Below are 15,224 nucleotides of genomic sequence, written 5' to 3'. Positions count from 1 at the left end.
ACTATTTATCTTCGAGTGATATTTTTAAGTTAATTGGCTCACTCAGCTAGACTAGCCATAGCCTAATCTGTAATTTAGCTTATACGCTAACATGCCAATGTATAACGCCAAGTAGTCAAATATGAAAACAAATTATCCTGAAGTTCGTTTAACCGAATACAGTCATGGCGCCGGTTGTGGCTGCAAGATTTCACCACAAGTATTAAGTACCATTCTTGCATCGCAATTACCCACTTTTACCGACCCCAACTTATTAGTAGGCAACCAAACCCGAGATGATGCTGCGGTTTATAAACTTAATGAACATACCGGGATTATCAGTACCACAGACTTTTTTATGCCGATTGTGGATGATGCCTTTACCTTTGGCCGTATCGCAGCAACGAATGCCATTAGTGATATTTATGCTATGGGCGGAACCCCAATGATGGCAATTGCCATTTTAGGCTGGCCAATTAATAAACTGCCTGCTGAAGTGGCGCAGCAAGTGGTTGATGGCGGGCGCAAGGCGTGTGCCGATGCGGGTATTATGTTAGCTGGCGGTCATAGCATTGATTCTCCTGAACCGATATTTGGTCTAGCCGTAACAGGACAAATTCCATTACCAGAGCTAAAACAAAACAGCACTGCCAAAGCCGGCGATAAATTGTATCTCACAAAACCAATTGGTATTGGCATATTAACAACTGCCCAAAAGCAGAAAAAACTGCAACCACAGCACAGTCAAATAGCGATTGATGCCATGTGTCAACTCAATCGAATTGGTTGTGATATTGCTAAAATAGCAGGCGTTAATGCGCTAACCGATGTCACAGGATTCGGGCTAGGGGGTCATCTTATTGAGCTATGCCTTGGTGCAAGCCTACATGCGAGGTTGAATTTTAATGCTATCCCTAAATTAGAGCAGGTTGATCATTACCTTAATCTTGGCTGCATTCCGGGAGGGACAAGTCGTAATTATCAAAGCTATCAACAGCATTTACCTGAACTGAGCGATTACCAACAAGCCATCATTTGCGACCCACAAACCAGTGGCGGCTTATTAATTACTGTTAATTCAGAGTCTGAACCAGCTTTAATTAACCTACTTGAGGCTAATCATATTGGTGTTGACTGCATTGGCGAGTTACATCAGTGCGACAACTTTGATCCTCAAGCAAGTCTAATCAGCCTTATCGAGAGCCACTAATGGCAAATATTGTTCCCGCATCTGAATATCGACAGCTACTGTTAGCCAAACGGCCACTCATAGATGTACGTGCGCCGATTGAATTTCACAAAGGTGCATTTCCGCAGGCCGTTAATTTACCTCTAATGAATGATGCAGAGCGTACTAAAGTCGGCACCTGTTATAAACAACAAGGACAACAAGCGGCTATTGAATTGGGTCATTCGTTAGTTGGCGGGAAGATTAAACAACACCGTATTGATGCCTGGTGTCAGCATATACAGCAATACCCTAACAGTTATTTATATTGTTTTAGAGGTGGATTACGCTCGCAATTAACCCAACAATGGTTAAAAGATGCTGGCGTTGATCTACCTTATATTCAAGGTGGCTATAAAGCCATGCGGACATTTTTAATCAACACCATAGACTACGCAGCGGAAAACAGTCCCATATTAGTGATCAGCGGCAGCACGGGGAGTGGGAAAACCGAGTTTATCCATCAGCGAAATGATGCTATTGATTTGGAAGGCATCGCCAATCATAGAGGGTCGAGTTTTGGCAGACAGATTTCTGCCCAGCCGAGCCAGATTAACTTTGAAAATAACTTAGCCATCGCGCTATTAACTCATCAAAAATACCATCAGACAAGCAATGCTAAATTAATCGTAGAAGATGAAAGCTTTCTTATTGGTCGCGCAGCTATTCCCCACCATTTTTTCCAATCTATGCAGCAAGCACCTGTGGTTATCGTTGAACAAAGCTTTGATGAAAGAGTACAGCGTTTACATCAAGAATACGTCCAAAAAATGCGTTTACAATTTTGTCAGCAATTCGGTGAGCAAGACGGCTTAAATGCTTTTGCAGATTACTTGCAGCAAAGTATCACTAATATTCGTAAAAGATTAGGGGGTAAACAGCATGATGAATTGCAAAAGCTTGTCCAACAGGCACTACAGCAAACTCACTTAGATGGTCATTATGGCTGGATACGTCAACTACTGGCCGAGTATTACGACCCTATGTATCAATATCAATTAGAAAAGAAAGCCAATAAAATCGTGTTTAAAGGCTCACATCAAGCAGTACATCAATGGCTAGATGAGCATTAAACACTGCAAACCTCATAAAAAAATCGCCTAATATTGTAGACGATTTTTATCATGGCATGCGCTTCAAAATGGGCTATGAATGACCAACCACAAGCGCATTCCACGCAATATTTTCTGTACCGACAACAATAAAGTTTGGATTTTCTAGGGTATCCCGCTCGTTGTATGTCATCGGGTGCAAATCAATATCAACTAACGCCCCGCCAGCTTCTTCGACAATTATTTGCGCCGCGCCAGTATCCCACTCACCCGTTGGACCTAAACGTACATAACAATCGGCTTGGCCTTCTGCGACCAAACAACTTTTTAATGCCGCACCACCGAGTACAACTAAATCACAAGTCGTTGGATCATTAAATAATCGCAGGACTTTTTGCGGATCTTGGCGGCGACTGACAGCAATTCGAAGATGGCCTTGTTGTTGCTCATCTAACTGAGTACTACTAATACGCAGCTCACCTTGCGGATCACGCTTATAAGCACCTAATCCTGCTATAGCGAAATAACACACTTCTGTCATTGGTGCATAAACAATCCCCATAATTGGACGATTATGTTCAACTAAGGCAATAATGACAGAAAAGTCACCACTACCCGCAATAAACTCCCCAGTGCCATCAAGTGGATCGACCAACCAATATGTTGACCAAGTTTGCCTTTCTGATAACGGCACATCTGCATCTTCTTCACTCAGAATCGGTATATCAGGGGTTAATTCGGCTAAACGAGAGCAAATAATATTGTGGGCGGCGAGGTCGGCTGAAGTAACAGGGGTGTTGTCAGACTTAATCTCACGCTTAAAATCACCTTCAATATAAATTTGGCGGATTTTTTTACCCGCTTCGATGGCGATTTCAATAGCTTGTTCAAGAACATCTTCAGGCTTCATTACAACTCCAATTGCTGGAAAATAAGCATGTTTGACTGATTAAATCTAACTTTAGCTAATATTGTCCAAAGTGCGAGGATCCGGTCAATATTACTGCTTTAGCCATGCTTCAAAAAAGAAATTATTTAATTGTTTGGGCTAAATACTGCTGCGCTAAAAAAAGCGCGCCTACACTGCGTGATTCTGAAAAATCTGCGTTATCAAGCAACGCTTGCCAGTCACTCAATGCCCAAGGGATCACTTCAATTGGCTCAGGCTCATCACCCTCAAGTTTGCTTGCAAAGAGATCTTCAGCGATAAAAATTTCCATCTTACTGGAGAAGTATCCGGGTGCCAGTGACAAGGTTTTAAGATGAGTTAATTTTTTACTGGCAAAGCCTATTTCTTCTTGCAGCTCTCGATTTGCCGCATCAACAGCCTGCTCGCCGGGGTCAATCAAGCCTTTAGGAAAGCCGAGCTCGTAATTATCGGTACCTGCCGCGTATTCTTTGGCGAGCAATAATTGCCCTTTATGCACAGGCACCACCATTACTGCGCCACGGCTACCGCCTTTCATTCGCTCGTATTGACGCTCTACGCCATTGGAAAATTTAAGATGCACTTGCTCAATTTGAAACAGTCGGCTTTTTGCGACAACTTCCGTGTGCAAGATTTCCGGCTTGCTATGCCGCTGTGTCATTGCAACCTCATGTGACGAATGAATATAGACAAGTTACAATCTTACTATCCTAAGCGTAATCTACAACCGGAATTTTCATGTTTCCTTGGCATAAGATAGATACAGTTTTACTTGATATGGACGGCACCCTGCTTGATTTGCACTTTGACAATCATTTTTGGCTGCAATTAGTCCCGCAGCAGTTAAGCCAACAACGACAAATAAGCCTTGATGCGGCCAAACAAATTGTTGAAACCGCATATCACAAGGTAGTTGGTACATTAGATTGGTATTGTATTGATTATTGGCAGCAGGAATTAGACTTAGACATACTCACCCTGCATTACTCAATGGTTGAACGCATTCAAATGCGCCAAGACAGCATGCCCTTTTTACTGGCTTTAGGGCAGCAAAACAAACGTCGAATTTTATTCACCAATGCTCACCCGAAAAGTTTGGCATTAAAACTTGAACACACTGAGCTTGCTCGCGGTTTAGATGACATGCTATCCAGTCACCAGACAGGTTATCCCAAAGAGCATCCGTTATTTTGGCAAATCGCGATTGAAAAATTCAACTTAGACCCTGCCCGCTGTCTATTTATTGATGACAGCGAGCCAATTCTTGAGGCGTCTAGAAAGGCAGGCATAGGCTATCAGTTAGGGATCAATAATCCGGACAGCCAAAAAAACCACAATGTATTTAACGACTTCCCAGCTATTGATGACTATCATCATTTATTTGATGAATTAATTCGCTAAATAACAGCAACAATAAAGGCGCATTTCAGCGCCCTTATTTTGGTTAATCAATCTGAACTCAGGTCTATCAGCAAGTAAAAACTATAACCCTGGCAGCGTACCTTGATAATTAATCGGATAATAACCTTGGCTATCTTGCTTGCCTAAAAAGCTTAATGCTTTACGTAAGTCATCTGGCTGACTATCTGTTGGTTTAATTTTGGCACTAATCTTAACTAAGTTTTTTTCAGCTAATATGAGCGTACCTTGCAAACCAAGCTGATTGGTTTGCTCGTCAGTATTAAGCTGCACTTGGCCATCGATACAGGATAAGCCTAACACCACATCCCCTAACGGATACTCGCCAAATTGATTGGTCACATTAGTGCTGTTTAAGAATAGTTTGCCATTAAGCTGCTCACACCAAGGTTGACCTTGCTCAAGGGTTTGCACCATCAAACTGACATCACCACTAATTTGGGTCCTAAAAGGTAAACGTGTACCCGCTAAAATAAAGCTATTAGGCGCTTCAAAACGCACATTTTCTGCACTTAAACCCGATAATGAATAACTTACACTGCCACGACCACTAACCGCAGTTGCACGATTACCAATTTGAAAATCAACATTGGCTTGGCCTAAAAAGAGCCCCAAAGGGCTCAATTGCCAACTGACGTTTTCAAGCTGACGATTATCTATCTTGACTAAATCAGCTTGACCATCCCACAAGGTGCCATCAACACCAGCTAATGAAACATTACTAGGCAGCGGCGCAATGCTGACCAACCAATTTGCTGGCAGGTAGGCCACGAGAAAGAAGAGATAAAGCAATACTGCTATGCCAATTTTGACAAATAACTTCACAAAAAATCCTTACTGGGAAAGCTGAATACGTCTGACTTTGACTAAGCCAAGCGTATCTGACTCAGCAATATCAACACTGTCTAAAGTTAAGCCTTTTTGGTCAACTAGATCATTTAGGTAACTTAGTAATGTATCGAAAGGCACTTCGTCCATCCATAACTGAATTTTGTTACCTTGAGGCTGCATACGAGTAATTTCCAACTTATATTGCCCCGCAGTTTGGTTAACAATGGAGCTTAAACTACCGGTCACTTTTGCTTTTGCACCCGTTTGTTTTAAGCCAGCAATTTTATTAGCCGATTGCTTTACATAGGTTAATGTTTGCTGCGCTGCCGCATGATTGCGTTCAGCGTTTTCTTGCGCATTAGATATTGGCGCCCAAATGCCCCAATACAAAATACCAATCACCACAAACACACTACAAAAAGCCACTAACTGCTGCTCACGTACCGCTAAGCCCTGCCACCAATTACGCAAATTATCCATGTTATTTGCTCCTCAAGGTCAAGGTACTGATTACGCTATCTTCGTTGCTGTTCATGGCGCCACCATCTAACTGAAAATCTTTTGCGACGATTTCTTTAAACGTGTCGATTTGCGCATAGGTTTCTGCTGTTACCTGCATACGTAACTCATTGCGATTTGCTTCAAAACGCAAGGAATTAGGCTTCAATTTTGGCACCTGAGTAAAAGCAGGTTCAAGCCCTTGAAGCATTTCAAAAAATGCCGCACCGCCACCTTGCCCTTGTAAACTTCGTAACTGACTATCCATTTGTGAGCGAATATTCACAATCCGGTTTACACCAGGATTAACTGATTTAAATATCGCCTCACTTTGTTGGCGTAGCTCAGCTGTTTGAGTATCAAGTTGATAAATCGCTAAACCTTTATTCACTAATGCCATCACTATCACCACTGCGGTGATAATCGCTGCATTTTTCCATAATAGTAAGTGTTTGCTGTATTCGCGCTTTGGCTTATAAATACCTTGCAACAGATTAACTGGCGCTTGCAAAATGCCTTTCGCCAGCACCATCATAGGTAGCTCAAGCGGCTTGGCCTCAAGGTTGACACCTTCTAGCACAATATCACTGCTATAGTTGGCCACATTAATATTGGCATCGGCATCATCTTGCTTCGCATGGTTAATGAGTTGCGGTATCGCAAACTCAGCCCAAGGTTTAGGTAAACTTAAGCCGGCCCCTTCACCTGTGCGTAATAGGTACTCATCTCCGACACTCATCATCGCCCATCGACACTGCCCTAAAGGTAGCGCAAGGCAATCTGGCACTATGCGTTTTGCTTTTAAGCCTGCCTCGCTCAGCCATTCAAGCCATTGCTGCATTTGTTCATGGGCAACTGCGATGACATTGATATTTTCACCATCGCGCGGGCCAACCACAAAATGCATGCTATCAACATCGCTGGCTAATGACTCTTCTAACATAAAAGGTAACGCTTTGAGTGCTTGGCGCTGACCTTTTTCAGGTAAGGCAAGCTCAGTTAACGTCATGCTGGCAGCGGGTACAAGCACGTCAACGGGGCGATTCCCCACCCGTTCCGTTAAGCTTGTCAGACTGTGCGCATCAGGCAACTCACCCGAGGCAATAATCTCTTGCTCTTGCTCAGACCACACAAGCCAAGCGCAAGGGTGCTCTGATGTTTTTCCTAATCGGATAAATAGCCTTTCAGACACTGTTTTTCTCCACCAATCTCTCGCCGTTTATATCACAGCTGAGCTTGTTATTATTGTTGACCACCGTACTGGCGGGTGATCACATCTATATTGTTGCCACTGCGCTTTAATACACTGTCCATTATGAATACGGCATTATCAACTTTGGCACCAGCGCGTAATAAAAAGTAATTGCTGGTGATCACAAAGCTTGAACGAAAATTGGCTTCGGCTTTCAAACTCGTTAAAGCCGAATTTTGCCAAAAATCATCTATGGTTTCATAACCATCCGCTGGACGTTGATTAATCACACTCTCAGCATCAGACAAGGATATTTGGTTATCTAACATACCCACAAGCAATGCAGCTTGCTCGACCTCTATAGAATTCACATTTAACAGTTGGCGATTATCGCCCGGTATTGCACAAATGTAAGGCCGTAACTTAAGATAAATATCTTGGTTATAACCCAACACGGCGCGTAACTCACTGCGATGCTGCATTAACGTATTAGCGGCGCGATACGGCACATTACGCGATTCATATTCAGAGTCTTCAGCGCCAAAGGGGCTAGCAACGGTATCTGCATCGATATAGTCTTTTAGCGTATGAGTTAGGCGCTCTGCGCCAAACTCATCCATGCCTAAAGCCACTAATAATCCTTGATATTGCTTAGCCGCTAGGGTCATTTTAGGCTGACCATTTTCAACTTCTTTTGATTCTTGTGACACTGAATTTAAATTAAAGCAAGCGCGCATATCACTTATTTCACCACCAATTTGGCCATATTCCGCAGGAAACACCATATCGGTTAATGCCCAATACTGCTGGCGATGAATCACATTGCCATCGGCATCTTCAAAATCTTGTTTGAGCACTTTCATGGCGAGCTCTTCACCCGACAAGGCATACCAATATGCTTGATCATACTGCGCCATATTCAGGGTGCGTCGCATTGATAATTGATTGCGACTGGTAATGTTAGTGGCAATAATGGCCACTACTGCCACAATTAATATCACCACAATAAGGGCGACGCCCTGCTGGTTATGATACTTCATTAAGTACCATCCCCATCATTTTCAGTGCCATCTTCACCGCTAGTATCATCCTGCGGATCATCTTCGTTACCAGAATTACCACTGTCATTTTCTGATTCGGTCGGTGCCGATGCGCCCTTAGGCAGCAAAAACTGGCGCTGAATTTTACCCAAACCGTCAATTTCAATTTCAATTGCAATTCCACGTGGCATCACAGTGCCATCGACTTTTCGTTTCCACTCTTTGTCAACATAAAAGGAATACTCTATCGATAACACGTTTTCAATAATCAAGGTTTTTAACGGTTCAGCCCCCGTTACCGGTTCAGGATATGGATAATACCAACGCTCTAAACGTCCTTCTTGCACGACATAAGCAACCGATTGAATACTGCCTCTAGGTAGTATTCCATCAGGGTTTAGCCAACCTAAGCGGTAAAAAACTAACGCTTCGGTTTCTGAATCAAACAGATTGTCACCGGTTTGAAAATAATTACTGCTGCGTTCGCCATCAAGACCTCGATAAGTTCGCGCCACCATTTGGCCTAAATCACGCTCAATGGCACCAAAACCTTGTTGCAGCGCTTTTAAACGAACTGAAAACTTTTTGGTCACTTCGTCATTGGCCATTACGGTCGATAAGACTGAGTTTGCCGCCAAACCAATCATGGCAAAAATAGCAATGGCAATCAGCATTTCAAGCAGGGTAAACCCTTTATTTGCTTTAACTACGGTTGTGTACATAACTACTCACTTGTGCCACAACACGCTGAAACCTTTGATCGTCACTGACAGTAATACGGATCATTCTAAAATTATCATCTGTGGTTTTAACCACCTCTTGACGCCAATACCAATCGCGGCCTGCAAGCTCAACTTCACCTTCTCTTTTACCAATTGGCGGAAACTCTTCAGGCAAGCGCGCTTCAACCATACGATTACTGGCAACCCACTGTGCTAAGGTGCGCTCTTCCAAAATTGGCATATTGGCCATTTGCTCGCCTAAGCTTTTGGTCACTGACACTGCTGCAATGGAAAATACCGCCAATGCCACAATGACTTCGAGCAAGGTCATGCCTTTATGCTTGATCATCAAAACGCCCTAGCGATAAACGCCCCAATGCATCACCAACAACTAAAGACTCAATCGGCTGACGACGATCATCGACAGTAGTAAAACGTAATTCAAATGGTGTCATTTCACCGCTTGGAAATAATAAAATTTGTGGTCGAGGATTTTTAATTTTTTCTTCAGCACTAAGCTCATCAATAAAGGGTTCATCAAACCAAGAGTCTTGTTCTTCATCCTCTTGCATTAATGGCATGCCATCAAGAATTAAATCCAGTTTAATCCCGGGCTCAAGTTGCTGGGTAGCGAGCATTTTATCTTGCTCGATTGGCACCCACTTCCCCTCGTTATAAAGCACAAATTGGTATTGGGTTTCGTCCACCACAATACCAATAAACTGGCCACTTAATACGGTTTCACCAAGCACAAGTTCAGTCGCCGCCATAAAACGCTGCGCCTGTTTGTTTAGAACCTGCTCGGGGCCTGCGCTGCTTATCGATAGGGTAACGGCTGATGCAGCCAACCCCATCAACAATGCCACCAACAAGACCTCTAATAAGGTAAAGCCTGCTTGACGATTGATTTGCATGGGTTATTGGAAATCTTGTAAGTTCCAGTTACCGATGTCGTCTTCAGTACCCGGTTGCCCATCAGGGCCCGCACTAAAGATATCAATTTTGCCGTTTTCACCAGGGCTTAATAACAAGTAATCATTGCGCCATGGATCTTGCGGTAAACGTTTCACATAACCGCCTTCACGATAATTACGCGGCTCAGGTGAAGAGGTTGGCTTTTGTACCAAAGCATCTAAACCTTGATCAGTCGTTGGGTAAATACTGTTATCTAACTTGTACATATCCAGAGCATTTTCCAGAGCAACAATGTCAGAAACTGCTTTTTGTTGATCGGCCTTGTCTTTGTTACCCATTAAGTTAGGCACAACCATTGACGCCAAAATACCTAAAATCACGATAACCACCATGACTTCTAATAAGGTAAAACCACGTTGTTTATGTTGCTTTTGCATTTATTACTTCCTCAAAACTCACTGATACAAAAAAATTAACCCAGATAATACTAACAATGAGTTAGCCACTGATTAAATTGTTTAACTCTAAAATAGGTTGCAAGATAGCCATGACAATAAACAACACGACCCCAGCCATGCTGACGACTAACAAAGGCTCAAACACCCCGATTGCAATATTGACATTTGACTCAAACTCGCGGTCTTGGTTATCTGCCGCGCGTTCTAGCATGTCCTCTAATTGACCACTTTTCTCGCCCGATGCAATCATATACAGCATCATGGCAGGGAACAATTTAGTATTCGTTAACGCCGCGCCTAAACTGGTACCTTCACGCACTCGTGCGGTGGCATCATCGACTGCCGCGCGAACTTTAACATTCAGTAATACCTCACTGGCAATACGCATTCCGTCCAACAAGGGGACTGAACTGGCCGATAAAATACTTAAGGTACGCGCAAAACGAGCCGTATTGATACTTTTACTGACCTTACCGATTACCGGAAGTTGCAATAAAGCAGTATCAAATTTCATCCGAATGTTAGGGTTGGTCAATAAACGCTGAGCTAAAATAATTAAGCCAACAATGGCCCCCACCAAAATCAAGCCGTAATCTTGCATAAAATCTGAAGCCGCAATTAAAAACTGAGTCGTTGCCGGTAGCTCTTGCCCCATATGCTCAAACTGACCAACCACTTTAGGCACAACAGTAGTAAGCAGCACTGCAATTACCGCAATGGCAACTGTGGTTAGGGCAGCAGGATAAATCATTGCTTGGGTAAGCTTGGACTTTAATTGCTGGCGACGCTCGGTGTAATCGGCAAGACGATTAAGCACGACTTCTAAATGGCCCGACTTTTCACCCGATGCCACCATGGCGCGATATAAATCATCAAATACATGGGGGAACTCGGCTAATGAGTCAGCCAAGCTGTACCCTTCTACTACCCGAGAGCGAACGGCCATAATCATATTACCCAAACGGGCTTTTTCAGATTGTTGCCCAACGGCTTTTAACGCCTCCTCAATGGGCAAACCTGCAGCAACCAAGGTCGCAATTTGACGGGTAATTAACGCAAGCTCAGCAACTGAGATGCGCTTTTTGAATAATAGACCTAGACTAAAACCACTTTTTTGCGAACGCGCTTCTTTTTCTGATACGGGTTGCAGCTCAAGCGGCATAAGTCGCTGCTCACGCAATTGACTGCGGGCATGACGCGCTGAATCAGCTTCTATAACGCCTTTTTGCTGCTTACCTTTACTATCTAGCGCTTTATACTCAAATGCAGCCATCGATTATTCCTCACGGGTAACGCGCAATACTTCTTCAAGGGTGGTGACCCCATCAAGCACTTTGCTCATACCATCATGACGAATACTCGGAATCGTTTTTCGCACGTATTTTTCAATGGCAAGTTCGCCGCGACCACCATGGATCAGCTCACGAACATTGTCATCAACCACCAATAACTCGTGAATACCGGTACGCCCACGGTAACCATTATGACCACAAGCTTTACAACCTTTAGCACGATATATCATCCGCGTATCGTTGGCCGTAATGCCTAACAACTCACGCTCACGATCATCAGGCTCATGTGCCTCTTTACAAACTGGGCATAAGGTACGGATCAAGCGCTGGGCTAACACACCCAATAAACTGGATGACACCAAGAAAGGCTCAACACCCATATCTTGTAAACGGGTAATCGCACCAGATGCAGTATTGGTATGCAATGTTGAAATAACTAAGTGACCCGTTAACGAGGCTTGCACAGCAATTTGAGCGGTTTCTAAATCACGAATCTCACCAATCATCACCACATCAGGGTCTTGACGTAAAATAGCACGTAAACCACGGGCAAAAGTCATATCCACTTTGGTGTTAACTTGAGTTTGGCCAATACCTTCTAGTTCATACTCGATAGGATCTTCAACAGTTAAAATGTTGGTATCTTTAGAGTTAATCTCAGTTAATCCGGCATACAGCGTGGTACTTTTACCTGAACCTGTGGGACCGGTCACCAAAATAATTCCGTGTGGTTTACGGATAAGTTGGTCGAAGGTATGGCGAATGCTGGCTGTCATGCCTAGCTGTTTTAAATCTAGGTTACCGGTATTTTTATCTAATAAACGCATTACCACACGTTCGCCATGGCTTGATGGCATGGTAGATACCCGCACATCAACCGCACGACCAGCAATACGTAGCGAAATACGGCCATCTTGTGGTACACGTTTTTCGGCAATGTCTAAACGCGCCATCACTTTAATACGTGATACCAGTAGCGATGACAATTTACGATTCGGTTTCAATACCTCTTTAAGTACGCCATCAATACGAAAACGCACAACCAACTGTTTCTCGTAGGTTTCGATATGAATATCAGACGCTTCTTCTTTAATAGCTTCAGATAATAACGCGTTAATCAGTTTGATGATTGGCGCATCGTCATCACCCTCTAGCAGATCTTCTGTTTGCGGCAGCTCTTCTGCTAGAGTAAATAGGTCCATCTCATTACCCAAATCTTCCATAAGCTGCTGCGCTTCAGAGGAGTTGGCTTGATAAGTTTGCGTTAGTTTGGCTTCAAAGGATGTTTTTTCGAGCTTAATTAACGGTAAATCAAGTCCTGAATAACGACGCACTTCCAACATGGCACTTAGCGGTGTCGAATCAGTATAAAATAACGTTAATTGCTCATTTTGCTTGGCCATCACCACTTCAAAGCGATGGGCAAATGAAAAAGGTAACCGCTCTTTACTGTTAGAGTGAAACGTCTGATCACCTTCCACTTCTAGCGCCAACTCTGATGATGCCTGCGCTAACGTTTCCGCTGCGATATCAGTCATCATTTTGCTCACTATCTAGTTGACTATCTTTAAGTTTACTTTCGCTGATCGATTTTAGTGCAGGATCAGTTTCGCGCATTTGAGTGTCTAACCCTTTACCACTTTTGTAGCGCTCAAGCACATCGTTAACTTCATCTGGTAAGTACGCTTCTTGATTCCATTCTTCAAGCACTGGCACCTTAGTTTTCGGCATTAAATTCACACCACGCTCTTGCTGCTCAAGCTGTAATGCACGGAAGTAGTTGTACTTACGACCAGCAATGCCTTCCATGGTAATACCATCACGAATAATGGTTGGCTTGATAAATACCATCAAGTTTTTCTTTTTCTTGCCACTTGAAGACGATCTGAATAAATGACCAATAACAGGGATGTCACCCAAGAATGGGACTTTCTGAACGCTTTCTTGCACTTCTTCGTTAATCAAACCACCCAGTACCACAATTTGACCCGAGTCAGCCATCACTGTAGTGGTTAAACGACGTGTAGCAAAGGTAACGTCTACACCTGTTTTACCATTAATGCCTGACACTTCTTGTTCGATGGTTAGCTTAACTGAAGTCCCTTCGTTAATTTGAGGCACCACTTTTAGTTTAACGCCCACTTCTTTACGTTCAACCGTTTGGAACGGGTTACTGTTACCATTGCTAGAATTTTGGCTACCCGTCAGAATTGGTACTTCATCACCAACGATAAATGAGGCTTCTTGATTATCCAAGGTGGTAATAGAAGGCGTTGCTAGTACATTTGATTTGGTATCACTGGAAACCGCTTGGATTAAGGCACCGAAGTCACCCATTGCCACGCCCCAGGCCATGCCATTCACTTTACCTAAGGCTTGAGCAAGAATAGTAATGTCGCCACGGCTATCTGGATTTTCAGTACATGTACCATTTTCAGTACAAACTTTTGTTCCCTCTTCACCTTGAGCTTGCCATACACCTGCGCCAATCTCACCAATGGTTGGGCCTAAGTTATTAAATTGAGTACCACCACCGGAAGCTGATGCCCATTGAATACCAAAACCAACATCATCACCTTCTGATACTTCAACAATAATGGCTTCAACCAACACCTGCGCGCGGCGAATATCTAATTGATTAATGACGCTTTCAATAGTACGCATTTGATCAGGCTCTGCGCTTATCACCAATGCGTTGGTATCAGCATGTGCCATGATATTGATTTCGCTACGACGTTTACCACCCGATTGCTGAGAGCCACCGTCTTTGTCGCTTTGCAGCTTTTGTGCAAATCCGGTTAGCACTTCAACCAAGTCTTCGGCTTTGGCATAACGTAAATAGCGCACTTTGGTATTACCAGTGCTAGCTTGCTCGGCATCAAGGCGTTTGATTAACTCAACCACACGTTGACGGCTTTTTTCATCACCACTCACAATAACCGCGTTCATGCGCTCATCTGCAACCACTTTAGGCGCTTGACCAGGCATTTGTGCTTGGTTAGCGCTGGCACGATAAAGGGTATCAACAATACGAACGATTTCACCTGCAGAAGCAAACTCTAATGAAACCACTTGAACAGCGGTATCACCTTGCTTATCAACACGACGAACAATATCAACTAGTTTGTTAACTACGGCGGCGCGGCCTGAGATCATCAATACGTTTGATGGGTCGTAGTTAACAACGTTACCGCCACCAGCGTTATCATTAAGTTGGCGTAATAAAGGGGCAAGCTGCTTCGCTTCGGTGTTGTATAACGCCACAATGCGAGTCACCATTTCATCACCGATCCCAGGGTCGGAGTCGTCAGCAACGCGAACCGCTGAAGTTTTAGCGTCTTTGTCTTTAATGACTTTAATGACGCTGTTTTCCATTTCAACAACGGCATAACCATAAACTTGCAGTACGTTTAAGAAGAACTGGTAATATTGCTCATCATCGAGAAGATCATAACTACGGACATTAATTTTTCCGCGTACTGTTGGATCAACAATGATGGTTTTATTCAAGTTTTTACCAACAATATTAATAAACTCTTGAATATCTGTACCTTTGAAATTGGCAGCATATTGTTCCGACCAAGCAGCATGAGAAGCAAGCATGGCGGCTCCTGCAAGCATACCCGCAATAATCTTGTGTCGAAGCCCTTTGTTATTCATTTTACTCATT

Annotated in this window: 16 protein-coding genes; 3 read left to right on the top strand and 13 right to left on the bottom strand. The window is 43.5% G+C overall.

All coding sequences use genetic code 11. The annotated features are described in order from the left end of the window. Nucleotides 1–121 precede the first annotated feature (121 nt). Complete coding sequence (gene selD / locus HBH39_RS00585; RefSeq protein WP_167674653.1) at nucleotides 122–1,189, top strand: selenide, water dikinase SelD; 1,068 nt, start codon at nucleotides 122–124, stop codon at nucleotides 1,187–1,189. Beyond that, nucleotides 1,189–2,280, top strand: a complete 1,092-nt coding sequence (gene mnmH / locus HBH39_RS00580) for a tRNA 2-selenouridine(34) synthase MnmH (protein WP_167674651.1) — start codon at nucleotides 1,189–1,191, stop codon at nucleotides 2,278–2,280. The genes selD and mnmH overlap by 1 nt, the downstream gene beginning before the upstream one ends. A 73-nt stretch (nucleotides 2,281–2,353) precedes the next feature. Here the strand turns inward: mnmH and cysQ are convergent, their stop codons facing one another. Beyond that, on the bottom strand, nucleotides 2,354–3,169 hold the full coding sequence (cysQ, locus tag HBH39_RS00575; protein ID WP_167674649.1) for a 3'(2'),5'-bisphosphate nucleotidase CysQ: 816 nt from the start codon (nucleotides 3,167–3,169) through the stop codon (nucleotides 2,354–2,356). A gap of 121 nt (nucleotides 3,170–3,290) precedes the next feature. Further along, nucleotides 3,291–3,848, bottom strand: a complete 558-nt coding sequence (gene nudE / locus HBH39_RS00570) for an ADP compounds hydrolase NudE (protein ID WP_167674647.1) — start codon at nucleotides 3,846–3,848, stop codon at nucleotides 3,291–3,293. 77 nt (nucleotides 3,849–3,925) lie between these two features. On the opposite strand from nudE, the gene yrfG reads away from it, so the two are divergent. Continuing rightward, the gene (gene yrfG / locus HBH39_RS00565; protein ID WP_167674645.1) at nucleotides 3,926–4,588 is read left to right on the top strand and encodes a GMP/IMP nucleotidase; all 663 of its coding nucleotides are present in this window, start codon (nucleotides 3,926–3,928) and stop codon (nucleotides 4,586–4,588) included. Between the two features lie 81 nt (nucleotides 4,589–4,669). On the opposite strand, the gene HBH39_RS00560 is transcribed toward yrfG, so the two are convergent. The 11 genes from HBH39_RS00560 to gspD all read right to left on the bottom strand — a co-directional run bounded on the left by HBH39_RS00560 (nucleotide 4,670) and on the right by gspD (nucleotide 15,214). Continuing rightward, on the bottom strand, nucleotides 4,670–5,431 hold the full coding sequence (locus HBH39_RS00560; protein ID WP_167674643.1) for a type II secretion system protein N: 762 nt from the start codon (nucleotides 5,429–5,431) through the stop codon (nucleotides 4,670–4,672). Between the two features lie 9 nt (nucleotides 5,432–5,440). Continuing rightward, nucleotides 5,441–5,917 (bottom strand): type II secretion system protein M, encoded by a 477-nt coding sequence (locus HBH39_RS00555; RefSeq protein WP_167674641.1) that lies wholly within the window; start codon nucleotides 5,915–5,917, stop codon nucleotides 5,441–5,443. A 1-nt stretch (nucleotide 5,918) separates the two neighbouring features. Beyond that, nucleotides 5,919–7,127 carry a type II secretion system protein GspL gene (gspL, locus tag HBH39_RS00550; RefSeq protein ID WP_167674639.1) on the bottom strand — a complete coding sequence of 403 codons (1,209 nt, stop codon included), beginning with the start codon at nucleotides 7,125–7,127 and terminating at the stop codon, nucleotides 5,919–5,921. Between the two features lie 50 nt (nucleotides 7,128–7,177). Beyond that, nucleotides 7,178–8,167, bottom strand: coding sequence for a type II secretion system minor pseudopilin GspK (gene gspK / locus HBH39_RS00545; protein ID WP_167674637.1), 990 nt, complete (start codon nucleotides 8,165–8,167; stop codon nucleotides 7,178–7,180). Next, a complete protein-coding gene (gspJ, locus tag HBH39_RS00540; protein WP_167674635.1) occupies nucleotides 8,167–8,889 on the bottom strand; it encodes a type II secretion system minor pseudopilin GspJ in 723 nt (240 codons plus the stop codon). Before gspJ ends, gspK begins: the two co-directional genes overlap by 1 nt. Continuing rightward, nucleotides 8,870–9,238, bottom strand: coding sequence for a type II secretion system minor pseudopilin GspI (gspI, locus tag HBH39_RS00535; RefSeq protein ID WP_167674633.1), 369 nt, complete (start codon nucleotides 9,236–9,238; stop codon nucleotides 8,870–8,872). The genes gspJ and gspI overlap by 20 nt, the downstream gene beginning before the upstream one ends. Beyond that, complete coding sequence (gspH, locus tag HBH39_RS00530) at nucleotides 9,225–9,803, bottom strand: type II secretion system minor pseudopilin GspH (protein WP_167674630.1); 579 nt, start codon at nucleotides 9,801–9,803, stop codon at nucleotides 9,225–9,227. The genes gspI and gspH overlap by 14 nt, the downstream gene beginning before the upstream one ends. A 3-nt stretch (nucleotides 9,804–9,806) precedes the next feature. Further along, nucleotides 9,807–10,241 carry a type II secretion system major pseudopilin GspG gene (gene gspG, locus HBH39_RS00525; RefSeq protein WP_167674628.1) on the bottom strand — a complete coding sequence of 145 codons (435 nt, stop codon included), beginning with the start codon at nucleotides 10,239–10,241 and terminating at the stop codon, nucleotides 9,807–9,809. Between the two features lie 61 nt (nucleotides 10,242–10,302). After that, nucleotides 10,303–11,535, bottom strand: coding sequence for a type II secretion system inner membrane protein GspF (gspF, locus tag HBH39_RS00520; protein WP_167674626.1), 1,233 nt, complete (start codon nucleotides 11,533–11,535; stop codon nucleotides 10,303–10,305). Nucleotides 11,536–11,538: 3 nt separating this feature from the next. Continuing rightward, nucleotides 11,539–13,092 (bottom strand): type II secretion system ATPase GspE, encoded by a 1,554-nt coding sequence (gspE, locus tag HBH39_RS00515; protein ID WP_167679915.1) that lies wholly within the window; start codon nucleotides 13,090–13,092, stop codon nucleotides 11,539–11,541. Then, entirely contained in the window at nucleotides 13,085–15,214 is a 2,130-nt protein-coding gene (gene gspD, locus HBH39_RS00510; RefSeq protein WP_167674624.1) for a type II secretion system secretin GspD, read from the bottom strand. The genes gspE and gspD overlap by 8 nt, the downstream gene beginning before the upstream one ends. Nucleotides 15,215–15,224: the final 10 nt, after the last annotated feature.

The organism is Shewanella aestuarii, assembly GCF_011765625.1.
GTDB lineage: Bacteria > Pseudomonadota > Gammaproteobacteria > Enterobacterales > Shewanellaceae > Shewanella > Shewanella aestuarii_A.
This window is presented reverse-complemented; position numbering and strand designations above follow the sequence as displayed.